General features: G+C 61.3%; 16 protein-coding genes. 9 read left to right on the forward strand and 7 right to left on the reverse strand.

The features are described from left to right. Positions 1–5 precede the first annotated feature (5 nt). The 6 genes from V7Z56_RS12660 to V7Z56_RS12685 form a co-directional block, all read right to left on the reverse strand. A complete protein-coding gene (locus V7Z56_RS12660) occupies positions 6–941 on the reverse strand; it encodes a branched-chain amino acid ABC transporter permease (protein ID WP_334129867.1) in 936 nt (311 codons plus the stop codon). Further along, complete coding sequence (locus tag V7Z56_RS12665) at positions 928–1,812, reverse strand: branched-chain amino acid ABC transporter permease (protein ID WP_334129868.1); 885 nt, start codon at positions 1,810–1,812, stop codon at positions 928–930. The genes V7Z56_RS12660 and V7Z56_RS12665 overlap by 14 nt, the downstream gene beginning before the upstream one ends. 80 nt (positions 1,813–1,892) lie before the next feature. Beyond that, a complete protein-coding gene (locus V7Z56_RS12670) occupies positions 1,893–3,089 on the reverse strand; it encodes an ABC transporter substrate-binding protein (protein WP_443023812.1) in 1,197 nt (398 codons plus the stop codon). Positions 3,090–3,148: 59 nt separating this feature from the next. Continuing rightward, complete coding sequence (locus V7Z56_RS12675) at positions 3,149–3,940, reverse strand: SDR family NAD(P)-dependent oxidoreductase (protein WP_334129870.1); 792 nt, start codon at positions 3,938–3,940, stop codon at positions 3,149–3,151. 2 nt (positions 3,941–3,942) lie between these two features. Beyond that, a complete protein-coding gene (locus V7Z56_RS12680) occupies positions 3,943–5,496 on the reverse strand; it encodes a class I adenylate-forming enzyme family protein (RefSeq protein WP_334129871.1) in 1,554 nt (517 codons plus the stop codon). A gap of 252 nt (positions 5,497–5,748) precedes the next feature. Beyond that, the gene (locus V7Z56_RS12685; RefSeq protein WP_334129872.1) at positions 5,749–7,068 is read right to left on the reverse strand and encodes a TetR family transcriptional regulator; all 1,320 of its coding nucleotides are present in this window, start codon (positions 7,066–7,068) and stop codon (positions 5,749–5,751) included. Between the two features lie 115 nt (positions 7,069–7,183). Here V7Z56_RS12685 and V7Z56_RS12690 point away from each other — a divergent pair, with 115 nt between their 5' ends. The 8 genes from V7Z56_RS12690 (at position 7,184) to V7Z56_RS12725 (ending at position 17,117) form a co-directional block, all read left to right on the forward strand. Then, positions 7,184–7,948 carry an SDR family oxidoreductase gene (locus tag V7Z56_RS12690; RefSeq protein ID WP_334129873.1) on the forward strand — a complete coding sequence of 255 codons (765 nt, stop codon included), beginning with the start codon at positions 7,184–7,186 and terminating at the stop codon, positions 7,946–7,948. Positions 7,949–8,295: 347 nt separating this feature from the next. After that, positions 8,296–9,678, forward strand: coding sequence for a phenylacetate--CoA ligase family protein (locus tag V7Z56_RS12695; protein ID WP_334129874.1), 1,383 nt, complete (start codon positions 8,296–8,298; stop codon positions 9,676–9,678). Between the two features lie 83 nt (positions 9,679–9,761). After that, entirely contained in the window at positions 9,762–10,547 is a 786-nt protein-coding gene (locus V7Z56_RS12700; RefSeq protein ID WP_334129875.1) for an SDR family oxidoreductase, read from the forward strand. Positions 10,548–11,181: 634 nt separating this feature from the next. Continuing rightward, complete coding sequence (locus tag V7Z56_RS12705) at positions 11,182–11,991, forward strand: enoyl-CoA hydratase/isomerase family protein (RefSeq protein WP_334129876.1); 810 nt, start codon at positions 11,182–11,184, stop codon at positions 11,989–11,991. Between the two features lie 657 nt (positions 11,992–12,648). Beyond that, positions 12,649–14,622 carry an AMP-binding protein gene (locus V7Z56_RS12710; protein WP_334129877.1) on the forward strand — a complete coding sequence of 658 codons (1,974 nt, stop codon included), beginning with the start codon at positions 12,649–12,651 and terminating at the stop codon, positions 14,620–14,622. A gap of 348 nt (positions 14,623–14,970) precedes the next feature. After that, complete coding sequence (locus tag V7Z56_RS12715; RefSeq protein WP_334129878.1) at positions 14,971–15,525, forward strand: CRISPR-associated endonuclease Cas3''; 555 nt, start codon at positions 14,971–14,973, stop codon at positions 15,523–15,525. Beyond that, positions 15,495–16,151, forward strand: a complete 657-nt coding sequence (locus V7Z56_RS12720) for an IclR family transcriptional regulator domain-containing protein (protein WP_334129879.1) — start codon at positions 15,495–15,497, stop codon at positions 16,149–16,151. Before V7Z56_RS12715 ends, V7Z56_RS12720 begins: the two co-directional genes overlap by 31 nt. 117 nt (positions 16,152–16,268) lie before the next feature. Further along, positions 16,269–17,117: a fumarylacetoacetate hydrolase family protein gene (locus V7Z56_RS12725; protein WP_334129880.1), complete on the forward strand. Its 849-nt coding sequence runs from the start codon at positions 16,269–16,271 to the stop codon at positions 17,115–17,117. A gap of 57 nt (positions 17,118–17,174) precedes the next feature. Here the strand turns inward: V7Z56_RS12725 and V7Z56_RS12730 are convergent, their stop codons facing one another. After that, positions 17,175–18,311, reverse strand: coding sequence for an aromatic ring-hydroxylating oxygenase subunit alpha (locus V7Z56_RS12730; protein ID WP_334129881.1), 1,137 nt, complete (start codon positions 18,309–18,311; stop codon positions 17,175–17,177). Positions 18,312–18,542: 231 nt separating this feature from the next. Here V7Z56_RS12730 and V7Z56_RS12735 point away from each other — a divergent pair, with 231 nt between their 5' ends. Beyond that, complete coding sequence (locus V7Z56_RS12735; protein WP_334129882.1) at positions 18,543–19,304, forward strand: Tll0287-like domain-containing protein; 762 nt, start codon at positions 18,543–18,545, stop codon at positions 19,302–19,304. The last annotated feature ends 18 nt before the right edge of the window (positions 19,305–19,322 follow it).

Raw genomic sequence — 19,322 nt, forward strand, 5'->3', positions numbered from 1 at the left:
ATCGGTCACTGCGCATCCCTCCTTTTGCTGGAACGGCTTTTGAAACGATCCTTGAGGCCGATGAGGCCGTCCGGCATGAGAAGCAGGGCGCCGATGATGATCGCGCCGTAGAAGATATTCTCATAGGGACCGAAGCTCAGCAGCCACTGCGCGGCGAGCGTCAGGATCGTTGCGCCGATGATGGGGCCGGCGAAATGGCCTTCGCCGCCGATCTTGACATAGGCGAGGGCGAGGACCGCGACGAAATAGGTGAAGTCCGCCGGCGCGATCACGTTGTTGGTGAAGGCGTGAATGCTGCCCGACAGCCCGACCGCGGCCGAGGCGATGACGAAGCAGAGCACTTTCAGCGCGATCACATTGAGGCCGACCGAGCGGGGGATATCCTCGTTATTCTCGATCGCCTTGAACACGCGCCCGAGGTTGGAGCGCTCCACCGCATAAAGCACGAACAGGATCAGCGCGAGAACGCCAACGGCAATGGCCGGGAAATAGGGATCCAGCCCGAGCGGCGGATAGATGCCGATCATGCCGGAGTTGCCGCCGAGGACTTCCGTCTTGGTGTAGAGCAGCCGGACGACTTCGGTGAAGGCGAAGGAGATCAGCAGGAAGTACGGCCCCTTGGTGCGGAGCGTGATCCAGCCGAACAGCGCGCTCACGGCTGCCGAGACCAGCGTTGCGACGATCAGCGCGACCACGAAAGGCAGGTCGAAGATCGTCACCGCGACGGCTGTGGTATAGGCGCCGATGCCGAAGAAGGCGGCGGTCGCGATATTCAGCTCGCCAATCAACAGGACGAAGCGAAGCGTGGCCGCGATCACCGCATGCGAGAAGACCCAGATGATAACCTGGACATAGTACGGATCGTTGCCGAACAGAGCAAAGCAGACCGCGGCAATCGCGATCAGAATGCTGATGACGAGCCCCGGATTATTTTTCAGCATGGCCTAGGATCCCCTGTGGGCGAACGATAAGCAGGACAATGACCAACGCAAACATGACAAGCGTTGCCGTGGACGGGTCGAAATAATAGCCGCCAAAGCTTTCAATGAGCGCAATGAGAAGGCCGCCGATGATGGCGCCGACAACGCTCCCGAGCCCGCCGATGATGATGATGATGAAGGCTTTGACGAGGAAGTCATCGCCGATAACCGTGGTCACCGGGGTGACGGTCGCCATCAGCGCTCCGGCGCAGGCCGCGAGGGTCGCGCCAATGAGAAAGCCGTAGAGCGCCACGCGACGGAAGGGAATGCCCTGCAGGGCTGCCGCTTCCTGATCCTCGGCGACAGCGCGCAGGCTAAGGCCGAGTTTGGTCCGGTGGACAAGAATATAAAGACCGATCGTAATGACCGCCGCGACGATCATCAGCACCAGCCGCTGCATCGTCAGGCTGGCGCCGAGAATGGTCACCGTGCCCGGGACAACCGCCGGGATGGAGCGCGGCACGCCGCCCCAGATAATCAGGTAGGTGCCGTTGAGCAGCAGCAGCAGCCCGATCGACAGGATGAACGAGCCGTTCAGGTCTTTCAGGACATACTGGAAACCGCCGACATAAACGACGAAACCGATAATACAGACTGCCACAAGCGCAAGCGCAAAGGAAAGGACATAGGAAAGCCAGACGGACATCTCCATCGAGCCGATGCCCCACATCATGACAGAGGCGACAATCAGGGCCGCTGCCGTGAAGAAGGTGCCGTGGGCAAAATTGACAATTTTCATGACGCCGAAGATCAGTGTCAGTCCGAGTGCGAAGAGCACATAGACTGACCCGATCTGCAGCGTATTCATAAGTAGCTGTACTTGTAGTTCCATCGATATGGTCCGGTCGTTACGTGGCCAGATTGAGGATGCGCCAGCCTGGGATCAGGCTGGCGCATCGGCGGTTTGGTGACTTAGTTGGTCTTCAGGCGTTCCTTGAGCTCGTCGGGCGCAACGCGTCCGACTTCAACGGCTGCCCCGTCCTTGATCTGCGTGATCATGACCGGGATCAGGATCTGCTGCGGCGAGCCGTAGACATCCTTGCCCCCGAATGCGGCAGGGCCGTAGGAGGATTCGAACACGATCGTCGGCAGAACCTCGGCAACCTTCTTCGGATCAATGCTGTCGGCGGCTTCGATACCGGCCTTCAGCGCCATCACCGCGTCATAGCTGGAGATGGTGATGTTGTTGAGGGATTCGCCGAGCTTGGCAACCGCGCCCTCGTTCAGCTTGCGCTGGGCTTCGCTGGCGGAATCGCCCTGGAAGTCAGCGGATGCACCGAGATAGACGCCTTCCGCAGCCGCGCCGGCCATATTGGAGAGCGTGCCCGCGGAGGTACCCGGAGCGACAATCTTGATGCCGTTCCAGCCCAGAACGTCGAGTTCCTTCAGGATCGAGCCGACGTCAGCGGGCGGAGAGGCGCCGAAGTCAACGGCGTAGGGCTTGCTGTTGGCGATTTTCGTCGCGATCGACTGGAATTCCGTCGTGCCGCGCTCGTAGCGGTCGGTGGAGATCACCTCGACGTCGAGGCTTTTCCACGTATCAATGGCGACCGGCTCCATTTCCTGGCCGGTTGCGTCGTTCGGCGTGATCATCGCGACGGTCTTGAGATCCGGATGCTGTTCCTTGATGTAGCCAAAGAACGGCGCGAGGATTTCGAACGGGGTGTTCATCTGCGTGAAGGTCAGCGGGAAATCCGGACCCTTGATGCTCTTGCCCCAGCCGGTGTTGAACAGCAGAACGCCCTGACGCTCGGTCAGCGCCTGCGTTGCGCGCACCGGTGCCGTTCCGATACTGCCGACGATGAACTTGATGCCTTCGCGGTTCAGCATGGTCTGCGCCGTCTTGGCGCCTTCGGCGGCGTTGTACTTGTTGTCATAGACATGCAGTTCGAGCTTGTAGGTTTTTCCGCCGGCCTTGATGCCGCCTTCGGAATTAACCTTCTCAACCGCCTGCTCGGCCGCATATTCGAAGCCGAGGCCCCAGGCGGCCGCAGAGCCGGACATCGGCGCCGAGAGACCCACTTTCAGGATCTCGTCGGCGGACGCCGCCGTCTGCGCACTGAACAGGGCGATGAGCGCCCCGCCAGTGATACCGATAAGTTTCTTCATAGACATGACTTACTCCCTTTCTTGTGTATTATCATGACTTCTTTCACGCTGGCGAATCCCTAGAGATTCGCAGGGATCCCTCCTGAAACAGGCAGCGAGACACCGGTAATATATTCTGAATCGGGACCAACAAGAAAACTGACTGCGCCCGCGATATCCTCGGGGCGGCCCAAGCGTTTCAGCAACGACCGATTTTTATATAGCGCAACCATGTCCGGGGCGGCATTGTCGATGACCGAGGTCTGGATCAGGCCCGGAACAATGCAGTTCACCCGCACCGCCGGCGCCAGCTCGATAGCGAGCGACCGGGAGAGGGATGAGACGGCCGCCTTGGCTGCGCCGTACTCCGGCTGATCGCCGTCGCCGGCGAATGTCACGGAGGAAATATTGACAATGGCGCCCTTGCCCGCGCTGATCATGCCGGGCGCAGTCGCCTGCACCATCCAGAACAGCGGCTTCAGGTTGAGATCGAAGGTGCTGTCGAAGCGCTCCTCGCTCATGCCGAGAATAGGGGTGATCAGCTCGCCGCCGCGAATACCGCCGACGACATTGACCAGCGTCGTCACCGCGCCGAGATTTTCGACAATCTCCTTGATGGCGGCATTGGTTTCGTCGCCATCAACCGCATTGGCCCGCACGGCGTGCAGCCGGATGCCGGGATGGCGCTCCTTGATGCCATCGGCAACAGCCGTGAGGCGGCGGCCGGAAATATCGATAAGACCGAGCGCCGCGCCGTCGGCGGCCAGCCGTGCGGCGATGGCCGCGCCCATCGGGCCGCCGGCGCCGCTGACCAGGGCGACAGCGCCCGCGAGCGGCAGGCCGCGTTCAGTCGCGGATTTCTGTTCTGTCATTATTATTTTACCTCTATCAGTTTGCCATTGCCTTCGACATACCAGTCGCGAAGGGTGCGCTTCAGGATCTTGTTGGACGGCCCGAGCGGCATGTCCTCAACGGTAAACACACGGCGCGGACATTTATAGGCCGACAGGTTTTTGCGGCAGTAGGCGATAATTTCCGCCCCGTCGAGCGTATGGCCCGGATGCGGGATCGCGACAGCGACCGGAATTTCGCTCTTGTCCTTGTCCGGGAGCCCGATGACGGCGCAGATGCGGATGTCCGGATGCTGGTAGAGCAGATCCTCGACTTCCAGCGGGTAGATATTGTAGCCGCCCGCAATAATGACGTCCTTCTTGCGATCGACAATGAAGATATAGCCATCTTCATCCTGATATCCAAGGTCGCCGCTCAGCCAGCCCTTCGGCGTGAAGCTCGCCGCCGTCGTCTCGGCATCGCCCCAGTAGCCGGCGCCGACCGCGTCGCCGGAAATGCAAATCTCGCCGATCTCGCCCGTCGGCAGCTCGTTGCCCGCATCATCAACGATGCGAATGGTCGATCCGCCGATCGGCAGGCCGGCGGAGCCGCGCTTGCGGATGCCGTAGAGCGGTTCGCCCGTGACATAGCCGGTGCTCTCGGTCGCGCCGTAAATCTGCAGCAGCGGGATGCCCATCTGTTCCTGGAACTGCTCCATGACGTTCGGCGAGACGGGCGATCCGCCGGTCACGCAGGTTTTCAGCGAGCTGAGATCATGCCGCTTGGGATCGAAATCGCGCAGCATGTAGAGAAACATCGTCGGCGAGCCGGCGAGATAGGTGACCTTTTCCCGGGTGATCGCGTCGAGCACCGCCTCGGTGTCCCAGCGTTCCATCTGGATCATCGTCGCGCCCGAATAGACCGCGCCGTTCATCATGCAGGTGGCGCCGAAATTGTTGAAGAGCGGCAGGGCGCAGAGAAAGACTTCCTTCGCCCAGCGGAAGCCGCCATGCACCGCCATGTCGCGGAGTGTCGTATACTGGCTGAGCTGGGTCTGCATCGCCCCCTTCGGCTCGCCCGTGGTGCCGGAGGTGAAGAAGAGCGCGACCACGTCATTGGGCTGGAAATTCGCCGGGATGGGGAAGCTGGTGTCGGCTTTCGCCATCATCGCATCGACATCGAGCGCGCCTTCGGCCGCGCCGCCGGTCATGAAGATCGTGGCCGGCTTGCCGATCTCGTCGCGCACCTCAATCGCATAGGGGAGCGTGTCGCGTGCGGTGAGAATCAGCTTCATCCCGGTGCGCGAGGCCGTGTTGCGGACTTCGCGGGCGCGGTTCATGCTGCTGATCGGCGTCGCGATCGCGCCAATTTTCTGGCACGCCCAGTAGGCGACCGCAAGTTCCGGCCGGCTCGGCAGGTAAATGCCGATGGCATCGCCCGGTTTGGCGCCATATTCCTTGAACACATTGGCAAGTTGCGATGTTTTCGCATCGAACTCGGCGAAGGTGAGCTTCTCGCCTTCAAAGCTGATGAAAACCCGGTCTCCAACAAGGCGCGATGTGTTCTGCAAACATTGCGCTAAAGACGTTACAGTCACCTGGACACCTCCTGTTCTCCCCTTTAATCTGTTGCTGGTTGCGCATCAGCCGACGCGTAAAATTCGCCATAATCTATGCATATCGATGAATGTCCGTCAATGATTTTGAACATTTGTTAGTTTTTTGGGGCGTCATGCGCGCGATAGCAATTTTCAGCCCTCAATCGCGCCGCAGAATGGGGCAGGGCGCGCGCGAATCCGCCGCGAGATGAGGCGCGCGGCACCGCGGATATCGGGGGTGGGGCGCAGGCTTTACGCGTCTGCCGTGTCGCTCCGGGCAATGCCGTTCAGCAGCAGCGTCTGCTGCAGGGCAATCATTTCCTGAAGGGTGTAGAAGCCGTCCTGATCGCCCTTGGCGGGGTCGAACCATTCGACCGTCCAGTTGAGCGCGCCAAGCAGAAAGAGGCGGAGCGGCATCACGTCGAAATCGCCGCGGATCACCTTCCTCGCCTGCGCATTTTGCAGGCAGGCATCCCAGGCGGCGGCGTATTTGCGGCGCACCGGGCGGTGCCGCTCGCGCAGCTCCTGCGGCAGCTGCCCGTACATGCGGATGTTCGCCGAGGTGAATTCGCTGCGCGCAAAGAGGACGCGCATATGCGCATTGATCGCGGCGGCGAGCTGGTGGCTGAGATCGGGGTATCGCGTCTCGTCATAGAGGATTTTCGAGACGCCGTCGGCCATCTCGCGAAGGCCGCGATCGAGCACCTCGTCGAGCAGATTTTCCTTCGAGCTGAAATGATAATAGATGCTGCCGCTTTCCATTTCCGCTTCGGCGGCGATGCGGCGGAGCGTTGCGGCGCTGTAGCCGACGGCGCGCATCACCCGGGCCGCCGAGGAGAGGATATGCATCCGCGTGCGCGCGACCTTCGTCTCCGGCTCGTCGATCAGGCAGGCCGCAGTGAAATCCTCCTGCTCGGTCATCGCGAAGGGCTGCTTGCAGGCGTCCACCAGCATCCCGTCGAGGATCAGCGTCGCGGCGCTCTCGGAAAGCATGCTGACGGGATAGCGCGAGGCGTTGAACCATTCGCCCATCCAGTTGAGCGCGCCGAGCAGGAACTGGCGCAGCGGGATGATCTTGATATCGGAGCGGATGTCGCCCTTTGCCTGCGCCTTTTTCAGCAGCGTGTCCCAGAGATCGACATAGGCGAGCCGGAGCGGGCGGTGCCGCTCGCGCATCGGCTCCGCCAGCATGGAATAATTGCGGATGTTGGAGGAGGTGAAGTCGTTCTCTTTCAGAAGATAGGAGAGATGCGCCGCGACCATCTGCTGGAAGGTGTCGCGAAAGCCGGCGCCCGCCGCCTCGCACTCCGCCCGCGCATCCTTCACCGCGATGTAAAGCTGCGTCAGCCCGATATCGAGCACCGCGTTGAAAACCTCCTCCTTCGAGGCGAAGTGGTAATAGATGCTGCCCGCTTCCACGCCCGCGGCATCGGCGATCTTGCGAAGCGTAGAGGGGCCATAGCCGCGCATTTTGAATTGTTTCGCTGCCGCCGATAAAATCGTAAGCCGGGTTCTTTCCGACTTGCTCGTCGCCGTCTTGGAAAGATCGGGTATTTCTAGTTTTACGTTCATGGCTTTTAATTCCTTCTTGACAGAAGAATGTCAAGCAAGGTAATTCGAACAATTGTTTGATTTTACCCTGTAGCCTAGCGAAGTTCAATTAATTATAGATCCGGGAGTGAATAAAATGCGCGGATTAGCGGGAAAGCACGTCATCGTAACGGGTAGCGGCAGCGGCATCGGGCGCGAGATCGCCTGCCGGTTTGCCGAGGAAGGCTCTGAGGTTGCGCTGTTTGACATGAACGGCGACGGGGCGGCGGAGACATTGCGGCTGATCGAGGAGAAGGGCGGCAAGGGCGCCGTCTATACCGTTGATATCACCGACCGCGCCGCGGTTGACCGTGCGGTGGCGGCGGCGGAAAAAGTGCGCCCGATCGATGTTCTGGTCAATAATGCGGGCTGGGACCGGATGGTGAGCTTCCTTGATTCGGACGTCGAGCTGTGGAAAAAGGTGATCGATATCAACCTTTACGGCCCGCTCCATATGCATCACGCTGTTCTACCGGGAATGGTGAAAAACGGCGGCGGGCGCGTGGTCAATATCAGCTCCGATGCGGGCCGCGTCGGCTCCTCGGGCGAGGCGGTCTATTCGGCCTGCAAAGGCGGCCTGATTGCCTTCAGCAAGACGGTCGCGCGTGAGCTTGCCCGCTCCGGCATCACCCTCAACAACGTTTGCCCAGGCCCGACCGACACGCCGCTCTTTGCCGGGATCGCCGGCGGCGGCGCGGGCGCCGACCGCATCACCGAGGCGTTGAAAAAGGCCATCCCGATGCGCCGCCTCGCGCAGCCGACGGACTATCCCGGGATCGTCTGCTTCCTCGCCTCCGACGATGCGGGCTTTATCACCGGCCAGACCATCTCGGTCTCCGGCGGCCTCACGATGCACGGCTGACACCAACGCGTCACCCGCCCCGGGGTGCGATTGCACGGCCCGGGGCGGGGCGATTTTCGCGGCGTTCCCCGCCGCCCGCTGTGCCCCGGGCGCGGCCGCAGCCGCGTCCTCCGCGGCCCGGATGTACATTCCTCAAAATCAATTTTTCCCTTTATTAACAATCGCATAGAGAATTTTTCCGGTGTGCAGAATATCCCTCTCGCGGCCGTAATTTGTCTTGTCTTGTTTTCGAACGTAAGTTAGGCTTTCCTCCCGGAACCATACCGGCCCCGGGTCTTGAGGGGCAGGAAACAAGACAACTCCAGCGATGCGAAAAAGGAAGAAGAATGGCCTCCAGGGAATATAAGATGCAGTATCGGCGCCCCGACGCACTTTCCAAGAAAGACGCGCCCTGCTGGCATCCGGTTGAAATGATGCCGCTCGATGAGCTGCGCAAGCTTCAGGATGAGAAACTTGTCGAACAGATGGCCTATCTGAAGGGGCGGTCCGAATTCTATCAGAAGAAATTTGCCGACGCCGGCGTCACCTTTGACGAGATCCGCACCGTTGAGGATCTGCAGAAGCTGCCCTTCACCTACAAGACCGAAATCCGCGAGAGCCTGCATGCCAAGCCGCCGTTCGGCCTTCACCTCGCCGCCGATCGCAAGGATGTCTTCCAGATGCAGGCATCATCCGGCACGACCGGCAGCCCGTCTTACGTTGCGCTGACGGAGGATGATGCGGAGATGTGGCACGAAATGGACGCGCGCTGCTTCTTCGCCGCCGGCATTCGCCCGGGCGACATGTCGCTGCATGCTTTCGCCATGGCCAAGGGCTTCGTCGGCGGCCTGCCGATTTCGCAGTCGATGCAGTATATGGGCGTTGTCGATATTCCGATCGGCGCGGACGGCGGCGCGGACCGCCTGCTGCGCGCGGCGGCGGACCTGCGCCCGCGGGTGCTCGCCGGCGCACCGAACTTCACCATGTTCCTCGCCGAAAAGGCGCCGGAAATTCTTGGCGTCGAAGCCAAAACCCTCGGCGTTGAGGTTGTCCTCGTCGGCGGCGAGCCGGGGGGCGGCATTCCGGCCATCCGGGAGAAGATCGAGAAGCTCTGGGGCGCAAAATGCTGCGAGATGCTGGGCGGCACCGACATGGGCGTCGCCTACTGGGGCGAATGCCATCACCAGCAGGGCATGCATATGGTCGCGCCCGACTATATCATCACCGAACTTCTGGACCCGGAAACGGAGAAAGTCATCCCCTTCACCGACGGCGCGGAGGGCGAGCTTGTCTATACCGCGATCGGGCGGCAGGCGAACCCGCTGGTGCGCTTCCGCTCGGGCGATCATGTCGAGGTGCTGGGCACGACCTGCGCCTGTGGCCGGACGGGTCCGAAGGTCCGCTGCATCGGCCGGACCGATGACATGCTGATCATTCGCGGCGCCAACGTCTTCCCCTCGGCGATCCAGAGCGTGATCACCGGGATGGTGCCGGAAACCAACGGCGTGATGCGTGTCTATGCCGATTTTGAAGGGCATACCTCGCAGGGCGCGCTGAAAGTTCTGGTCGAGCGCGGCCCCGCGCGCTCGCCGGCGGATGATGCGGAGCTGAAAAAATCGATCGAGACGCATCTTCGCAACTCGCTCGCCTTCAAGGCCGATGTCCGCATTGTCGATGCCGACACCTTCGAGAAGCCGGGCGCGGTCAAGGTCGCGCTGACGCTCCGCCAATTGCCGGAGAATCTGCGCTAACGTCAGCGTCCTTCGGGAAACTCAGGGGCGGCCGGGCGGATTATCGCCGCCGCCCTCTTCGTCTTTCAAGTGAGGGTAGGATAATGGATCTGGGACTTAAAGGTAAACGCGTGCTGATCACCGGCGCCTCGCAAGGGATCGGCGAGGGGCTTGCGGAAGTGTTCGCCGAAGAAGGCGCCAATCTCTTCCTCGTCGCCCGGCAGGAGGACCGGCTGAAGGAGATTTCCGAGCGGCTGAAAAAGGCGCACGGCATCACGGCCGATTATTTTACCGCTGATTTCACCAGGCGCGGCGACATCGAGCGCGTGCATGAGGCGGCGGGCGATATCGACATCCTCGTCAATAACGCGGGCGCCATTCCGGGCGGCGATCTCTGGCAGGTCGGCGCCGATGACTGGCGGCCGGGCTGGGAAGTCAAGGTCATGGGCTATATCGATATGACCCGGCTGTTCTATGCCAGCATGAAGAAGCGCGGCCACGGCGTTATCCTCAACAATATCGGCAGCGGCGGCGAGAATTACGACTTCCGCTATATCGCCGGCACCACCGGCAACGCGGCGCTGATGGCCTTCACAAAGGCGATGGGCGGGCGCAGCCTTGAAGACAATATCCGCGTCGTCGGCGTCAATCCGGGCCCGGTCGCGACGGACCGCATCGTGAAAATCATGAAAATCCGCGCCAAGGAGCGTTTCGGCGATGAAAGCCGCTACGGCGAGCTGCTTGCGAATTACCCGCTCGGCCGCCCCGCGTCGGTGCGCGAGATTGCCGACCTCTTCGCCTTCCTCGCCTCCTACCGGTCGGGCTATACCTCGGGCGTCATCTTCACCGTTGATGGCGGCATCACCTCGAATATGTCGATCGGCGGATAACCGGGGCAGGGCGGGCCGATCGCCCGCTCGCCTGCCGGCCGTCCCCGGGCGGGGCGGCGAAACCTCGGCGATCATAATTTTTGAGAGCGGGCGGATATCCTCCGCCCGCCTATTGTTCCAAGGCTCCGCCAGACGGCTCCTCGCCGCGCCTTTGCGCCAGCGCCCCGCCGCGTGGCACCTCACGCTATTGATGCTGCCAACACTCCGGCCGGCGTCGCCGCAGCCACCCGCCGGGGCGGCGGCAAGATCACCGGGGCCCACGCGCCGCGCCGCTCTTTCCGCGCCGCTTTTTCCGTGCCTTTATTTCGCGCCTCGCTGCGCCCGCCCGCCGGACTTTGCCGGGCCCTCCCGCCATCGCGCCGGAGATTTGCCGCCATGTCCGCATCTTGTGCATTGACAAGCGAAAGTCGCCCGCAGTAATCTAACAAATGTTAGGAAATGTTTTCAGGCATTGCCCTCTGCCCTTGTTTCCGGGGCATCAATCCAACTTGTGAAAAGGCTTCGCCTTCGATGACTACGCGCCAGAATGATCCCATAGCAGTCCTCCTGTTGGCTCATCGGCTCATCCCTGGCCAATCATAATTCCGTCCACGCCGTCATCAGCAATGGTGGCTCGAAAGAGAAAGAAGCAAAAATGACTGATCGTTATTCTGCCTATACCAAACTGAAAATCGACTATCCGGCCGAGCGCGTCCTGCGGATTACCTTCAGTAATCCGAAGACCTTCAACTCCGTCGATGAGGAAACCCATACCCAGATGACCGATATCTGGCGCGATATCGACCGCGACCCGGACATCAACGCCGTGATCGTCACGGGTGAGGGCAAGGCATTCTCCGCCGGTGGTGACTTCGGCCTGATCGAGAATATGGTCGGCAACTTTGACGCGATCATGAAGACCTGGAAAGAAGCCAAAGACCTCGTTTACAACATCATCAACTGCAACAAGCCGATCATCTCGGCGATCAACGGCCCGGCCGCCGGCGCGGGTCTGGTTGTCGGCATCCTCGCCGATATCTCGATCGCCGGAAAGCGCGCCAAGATCGTCGACGGCCATCCGCGTCTCGGCGTCGCGGCGGGTGACGTGGCGGCAATCGTCTGGCCGCTCCTCGTCAGCATGGCGAAAGCGAAATACTATCTCCTCACCTGCAAGCCCGTTTCCGGCGAGGAAGCGGAGCGCATCGGCCTCGTCTCCATGTGCGTCGAGGATGATGAACTGCAGGAAATCGCCCTGAATACGGCGGTTGAACTCGCAAACGGCGCCCAGAGCGCGATTCGCTGGACGAAATACTCTCTCAACAACTGGCTGCGCCAGGCAGGCCCGATTTTCGATGCCTCCACGGCGCTTGAAATGCTCGGTTTCATGGGCGAAGACGTCAAGGAAGGCGTCGCCTCGCACCGCGAAAAACGCAGCCCGAACTTCCGCAAGGACTGCCCGATCTGATCGCCTTTAAAGATGCGCCTCTCCCTTCGGGGAGGGGCGTTTTACCTTGTCTCTCTCCTCTGTTCCATTCCCGCGGCGGCAGGCTCCTTCCTGCCGGGCTGTGCGGATCCATCGGGGTTGGGGCGGCTGAAAATGCCGCGATTTGAAATGCGAAAACGGGGCCGACCGGCCGATTTTAAAGGCCACAAAATGAGGGCCAACGCGCCGCCCGTCATCGTGACTTGTTCAATGTAAAGATAAATATTTTCGGACCTGAGGAGAGCCAACCTCCCGGCCGCGGGGCGATATTTATCGGGGGCTGCTCCCAAATATCACCGCGTATGGGCAATATTATAACAACCTTTGGTTGGGTTTGCAACCTTTGATTTCATTGCGCAAGCAAAAAAGAGACGCGACGGCGACAAATGCGGCGCCGGCGCCGGCACGAAATGGGGACGCAAAGGGAGAGGGTCGGGAAGTGCGCGGGGCGCGCCCGTGATATTCCATCAGGCGGAACAAGGGCCGTATTCCGCCGTTGCGTCCGGCAAATGGCGCTTTACAATACCCGGCACGGCCGCCGGCGCGCGCGGGAGTTAAGGGCCGCAACGTTTTTTGAGCGGGCCTGACGCCGCTCTCATACTGATCCAATGAATTCCAATCGGCTTGGAGATAAAAACAATGACTGAACTGTCCCGTCAAAGCATCGTCTGGGAGCCCGGTGAGAAGCTGATTGCCGAGAGCAATCTCGTCGCCTTCATGAAGAAGCATGATATCGCTGACTATGAGACGCTGATGCGCCGCGCCGAGGCGGAGCCGGAATGGTGGTGGGACGCCATCGCCTCGCAGCTCACCTTTATGACGCCGTATAAGAAAATTTTCGACAGCTCGAAAGGCATCGAATTTACCGAATGGTTCATCGGCGGCGAGACGAATATCGTTGAAAACACGCTCGGCCGTCATCGCGACACAAAGATCTGGAAGGCGCCCGCGATCCTTGGCGAATCGGAGAGCGGCGAGACGCGCATCTGGACCTATGAGGAGCTTGATGGCGAAGTCTCGCGCCTTGCCGCCGGCCTCAAATCCCTCGGCATCCAGAAGGGCGAGGTGGTCGCCGTCTATATGCCGAATGTGAATGAGGCGGTCGCGGCGCTGCTCGCGGTCGCCAAGATCGGCGGCGTTGTCATGCCGCTCTTCTCGGGCTTTGGCGTCGATGCCATCCTCGCGCGTCTCTCGGCCTCCGGCGCGGTTGCCGTTCTCACCGTCGATGGCACGTCACGGCGCGGCCAGGTGACGCCGATGAAGAAATTTGTCGATGCCGCCGTCGAGCGCGCGCCGAACGTCCGCCATGTCGTCTGCCTTCGCCGCACGGGGCTTGAGGTTACGATGGGGCCGAAGGATGTCGATTGGGATGCGCTTTGCACGGATCAGCCGGCGGATCTCCCGAACGAGCCCTTCCCGGCCGAGACCCCGGCGCTCCTCGTCTACACCTCCGGCACGTCGGGCCAGCCGAAAGGGACGGTGCACACGCACGGCGGCTTTGCGGCGAAGCTGACGCTCGATCTCTCGCTGATGATGGATATGAAGAGCAGCGATCGCATTATCTGGTTCTCCGATATGGGCTGGCTGGTCGGGCCGATCCTCGCCTTTGGCGCGACGCTGATGGGGGCGTCTTTCGTCCTTGCCGACGGCGCGCCCGACTATCCCGACACGACGCGCCTCTGGCGGCTGATCGAAAAGCACCGCGTCACCTTCTTCGGTCTTGCGCCGACGCTGATCCGCAGCTTCATGCATGGCGCGGGCACGGGCGATCATGATATCTCCTCGCTCCGCATCGCCGTCTCGACGGGGGAGCCCTGGACGCCGGATGCGTGGTGGTGGACCTTCAAGAATGTACTGAAGTCCGATGCGCCGATCATCAACTACACGGGCGGCACGGAAATCGGCGGCGGCATCCTCGCGGGCTCTGTGCTGCGGCCGATGAAACCGTGCGCCTTCTCCGAGCCGGTGCCGGGGATGGGCGCGGATATCGTCGATATGGAGGGCAAGTCGCTCGCGACCGGCGAGGTTGGCGAGCTGGTGCTTCGCAAACCCTCGATCGGGCTCAGCCGCGGGCTGTGGAATGATAACGAGCGCTATCTTGACAGCTACTGGCGCGATATTCCGGGCTGCTGGCGGCAGGGCGACTGGGCGGTGCGCGACGCGGACGGCTTCTGGTTCGTGCTCGGCCGCTCCGACGATACGCTGAAAATCGCCGGCAAGCGGACCGGCCCCTCGGAGATCGAGGCGCTTCTCAACGCCACCGGCAAGGTGCGCGAGGCGGCGGCCATCGGCATTCCCGACGACATCAAGGGCGAGGGCGTCGCCTGCGTCGTGGTGCTGAACGACGGCGTCGCGCCGGGGCCGGAGGTTGAAAAAGCCCTTTCGGATGCGGTCATCGCCGGGCTCGGCTATCCTTACAAGCCGAAGTTTATCCTCATCGTTCCGGACCTGCCGAAGACGCGCAACATGAAGGTGATGCGCCGGCTGGTGCGCGCCGTCTGCCTCGGCAAACCGTTCGGCGATACCTCCTCCCTCGTCAATCCCGAGGCGCTTGAGACCATCGCCGAGATCGCCCGCAAAAGCGGCCATCTCGTGGCAGCCAGGGACGCATAAGCCGCGGCGGCGCGGCCCGTCAACTCCCGCGCGCGCCGATTGAAGCGCCTCCGCCGGGGCGCGCATCGTCGCTCGCATCCTTCAAAGGGCGCACCCGACCCCGCCGGTCGGCGCGCCCTTTTTCGTGTTAGTTATTTGTTCTGCCGCGCTCCACGGAGGGTAATGCGGGCTCGGTGTGAGCAATCAAGATGAGCAGAGCTCCCAGGCGAAAATTTCAAAATGCGTATGCCTTCTGAAGAATCACCTGTTGACACACTTGGAAGTTGCTGCAAGTAATTTAATAATACAAAATATAAGCGTATAATTATTTGCAAATTATACAACTGAGGGGGTTGTGTGAGTCGCGCTGTGTTCGCACATTCGGCGGATTCTGTCGCCGAGGAGAAATGGGAGCCGCTTTCTGATCATCTCGCGCTGGTTGGGGAAATGGCCGGCCGCTTCGCCGACCGGTTCGATGCATCAGGGCTTGGGGTTGCAGCGGGACGGTTGCATGATATCGGCAAAACGTCGGCGGCATTTCAGGCTTATATCCGCCACAATGGCGGACTCAGGGGGCCGGATCATTCGACGGCGGGCGCACGGGAAGCCATGCAGCTTTATGGTCCCGGCCTTGGCCGTATTCTCGCCTTTTGCATCGCCGGGCATCACGCCGGCCTGGCAGATGGGGGCAGCAAACATGTGCCGGGTACTCTCTCTAACCGGCTGGTTGCCAGCCAGATTGAAGATTATAGTGGCTGGGAGAGGCATGCGGGTGTCCTTCCTGAGTTTAAATCTATCAGCCTGCCCGCTCTCTCGCCAAGTCAGAGCAGGGCGGACGGGCGAGCCATATCGCGAGTGCACTCGGCATATTTCCAAGCACATGCACGCATATTTTGCACGAACTTCTGCTTGCCGGGTTTGTGACATATGACGATGCAAGCCGGATCTACCGGATCGGGCCGACAATTTCGGAAATCGCGGGCTACACCTCCGCCGTGAACTCGATCGGCCTGACGAGCCGTCCGATCCTGCGCAGTCTCGCCTCCGAGTTTCCGGTCACCTCCTCGCTGATTGAGCGCACCTATGGCGATCAGTATCTGATGGTGGTGGAGGCCGAACGGGCGCAGTCGGGGCCGGCGATCTATGTCTCTCCCGGCAACCGCGTGCCGATCCTTGCGGGCGCCGCAGGACAATGCGTTGCCGCCTACTCATCCTTTGAGCCAGCCCAATTGCGCCGCGAATTTGACCGCGTGCGCTGGGAAGTGCCGATCTCGTTCGAGGACTGGCAGAGCCAGCTCGATATCGTGCGCGAGCGGGGCTATTCCATCGATAAGAATTTCTTTCGCGGCGCGACGGTCGTGGCGGTGCCGGTTTTCTCGTTCGAGCGCATGACCCGCATGGTCGCGGCGACCTTCATCAGCAGTAACGTCGGGCGGGAGCTGGAGCAGCGGATCATCGAGGCGCTGCACAATGCGGCGCGCGCGATCGAGGCGGCAATGGGCGAGAATGGCGAGGCAATGCCGTCCCACCGGGAGGCGCGACGGGGCTGAAGGGCGCCCGCCCGCCGCAAGATTTAAACCCGCTTTGAGCCGCCCGGCAAAAAACTGCCGGGGTCGACGGCTATCGCGGCTCATCCATCAACAGAAAGCAATGAGAAGAGGATAAAAATGAAACTGCTACGCTATGGCAATAAAGGGGCGGAAAAGCCGGGCATTATCGACAGCGCCGGCGCCATCCGGGATCTCAGCGGCGTTGTGAGCGATCTCGACGGAAAGGCGATCACGCCGCAGGCGCTCCAGAAGATCGCCGCGCTCGATATCGCGGCGCTGCCGGTGGTTCCGGGCGACGTGCGTATCGGCGCCTGCCTTGGCAATGTCGGCAAGATGGTCTGCGTCGGCCTGAACTACTCCGATCACGCGCGGGAGGCCGATCTTCCGATCCCCGAGGAGCCGATCATTTTCATGAAGGCGACCTCGGCGATCAACGGCCCCTATGACGATGTGGAGCTTCCTGAAGGCGCGACGAAGCTCGATTGGGAAATCGAGCTCGGCTGTGCCATCGGCACACGCGCGAAGAATGTCTCGGAAGCCGAGGCGCTCGATCATGTCGCGGGCTATTTCATCGTCAACGAACTGTCGGAGCGCGGCTGGCAGATGGATCGGCAGGGGCAGTGGACGAAAGGCAAGAGCCACGATACCTTCGCGCCGCTCGGCCCCTGGCTGGTGACCGCCGATGAGGTTGGCGATCCCGGCGCCCTCGATCTCCTTCTGCGCGTCAACGGTGACGTGCGCCAGAACGGCTCGACGAAGAATATGATCTTCAATATCGCGAAGATTGTCAGCTACGTCAGCTCCTTCATGACGCTGGAGCCCGGCGACATTATCTCGACCGGCACGCCCGCGGGCGTCGGGCTTGGCATGAAGCCGCCGGTGTTTCTCGGCGACGGCGATGAGCTGCGGCTTGAAATCAAGGGTCTCGGCCATCAGCAGCACCGGGTCGTGCGTCAGAGCGCCTGAACGGAAAAGGGCCGCCTCGCAGAGTGCGGGGCGGCCCTTGTTTTACAAGGCGCGCGGTCAGGCCGCAGGCGCGCCCATCCGCCTAAGATGCGCGGCAAGGTTCTCGTGGAAGTGAACGATTGCCTTTTCATAATGGCCGAAGGTGAAATGGCTGTTGGCTTTGGAGCCGAGCCCGGCCTGGATGGTCCGCGCCGCTTCCCGATCCTCCTCGATGCCGGAGTTCTTGACGAAACCCGCATCGCGCCGGGCGACTTCAAGATCGACCGGCGCGCCGTTCGCATCGAGATTGCGGAGCCGATAAACAATCGAGAGCGTCTCCGACGGTGAGATCGGCTCCAGTATCACGAGCTGCGTGTGGTTGGAGAGAACGGAAAGATGCGTGTTGGGGAAGAACTGGAAGACGTCCGTCGTCATCCCGCTCATGCGGCGTTTCTCGCGCGGAATGTCGCGCAGCTTGTTGATGCGGCGGAACGGGAAAATAATGCGCGAGTTCAGACCGGAAATCTCGACGATATTGGTGTTGTCGAGGCCATATGGATAGAAGCTCCGGTTATGCAGGCTCTTGATGTGATAGCCCTCCATGGAGGTCTCAGCGATCAGCTTCCAGTTCGCCGCATCGCTATATTCATCGGTCGCGAACATATCCTGAAGGGGGCTCAGGATCTCGGGCATCGCATCAAGCGCGCCGTTTGAAACCGGCGTCTCCTGCGTGATGAAGACGAGGCCGCCGCGCTCCTCGGCGGTGACCGGAACGAGCCCGTGGGCTTTCATGTCGATATCGGGAAATCCCTCGCGCCCCGGAATATGCTTCAGATTGCCATCGAGGCCATAGGTCCAGGCATGATAGGGGCAGACGAAGGCGCGGGCGCAGCCGCTCCCCGAGGCCACCGCCATGCCGCGGTGACGGCAGGCGTTGCGAAAGGCGCGGACAACGCCGTCATCCCCGCGCACCGCGACGATCGGCGTCTGGGCCGCCGTGCGGGCAATAAAGGATCCCGCCTCGGGCAGCGCGGCGGACGGGCAGAAGGGCACCGGCAGGCGGCGCAGCAGCTCGATCTCCGCGTTGAAGCGCTCGATTGAGCGGTAATTCTCCACAGGCTCGCGCCAGACGCGCTCTCCCGCATCGGTGGTCTTCGCATCCATATGGGCGAAAATCCGGTCAATGACGTCGGCTTCGTTCAGGGTGAAGGTCATGGCAAACTCATCTTTTTGTTTATTATTAGAAGACCATGTTAGCGGACTTTCCGCGCTTGTCCATATAGTTGAACACCCGCCCTGCCGCGCGGTGACGCGTGTATGAGCGGGGAGTGTCTCCATTCCCCGAGTGAAATCCTTTACGGATTGGTGGTAAATTGATATTCTGCATCTTCTGCAAATCATGACGGCACGGCCGTTAAAGTGATTTGCAAACCGGGGAGGTGTGGAATGTTTATCATACACCGGACCAGACGCTTCGCGATTCTGCTCTATGCCCTGACGTTGCTTGTTTCTTTCCCCGGATATGCGGCTGACACCGACATTGATTACGATATCGCGATCGATCTCGCGACGATGCTGCAATCCGCCCGCGCGGTCATCGGGGCAAATCAGGATCTGATCAACGACCCGGCGATCGGCGACAAGGGGCTGACGGGGGCGGTCGTTCGGGCGCGGGCGATTGAGGAATTCATCAAGGCAAAGGGCGGCGAGGCGCCGGATCTTGAATCGGATGATCTGAAAAGCCGCCTGCTCCGCGCGCAGGTGGAGGCGATCTACCACGTCGTGGAGCAGCATCAGGATACCATCAACCAGCCGGATATCGGCTTCAAGGGCTTCGTCCCCGCCGTTTTCGCCCGCCTGGTGAATGAGGAGTTCCAGAGCAAGATGGGCGCGGAGGCCGAAGTCAAGGTCACCGCCCCGCCGGAGCTGATCCGCAACCGCAAGGCGCGCCCCGATGAGTGGGAAATCGAGGCCATTCGCAAGACGCTGGCAGCGCCGGACTGGGAGCCGGGCGCAGTGTATTCCGCCCTCGCGGAGAAGGACGGGCGCCCCGCCTTTCGGGTTCTGGTGCCGGAATATTACACGCCGGGCTGCCTCTCCTGTCATGGCGGGCCGAAGGGAGAGCTGGATATCACCGGCTATCCGAAAGAGGGCGGCGAGATTGGCGATCTCGGTGGCGTTATCAGTGTGACGCTGTTTCGAAAATGACGCTACCTCAATGAAAGC

The sequence above is a fragment of the Sneathiella sp. genome (genome assembly GCF_036844445.1).
In the GTDB taxonomy this organism is placed as follows: domain Bacteria; phylum Pseudomonadota; class Alphaproteobacteria; order Sneathiellales; family Sneathiellaceae; genus Sneathiella.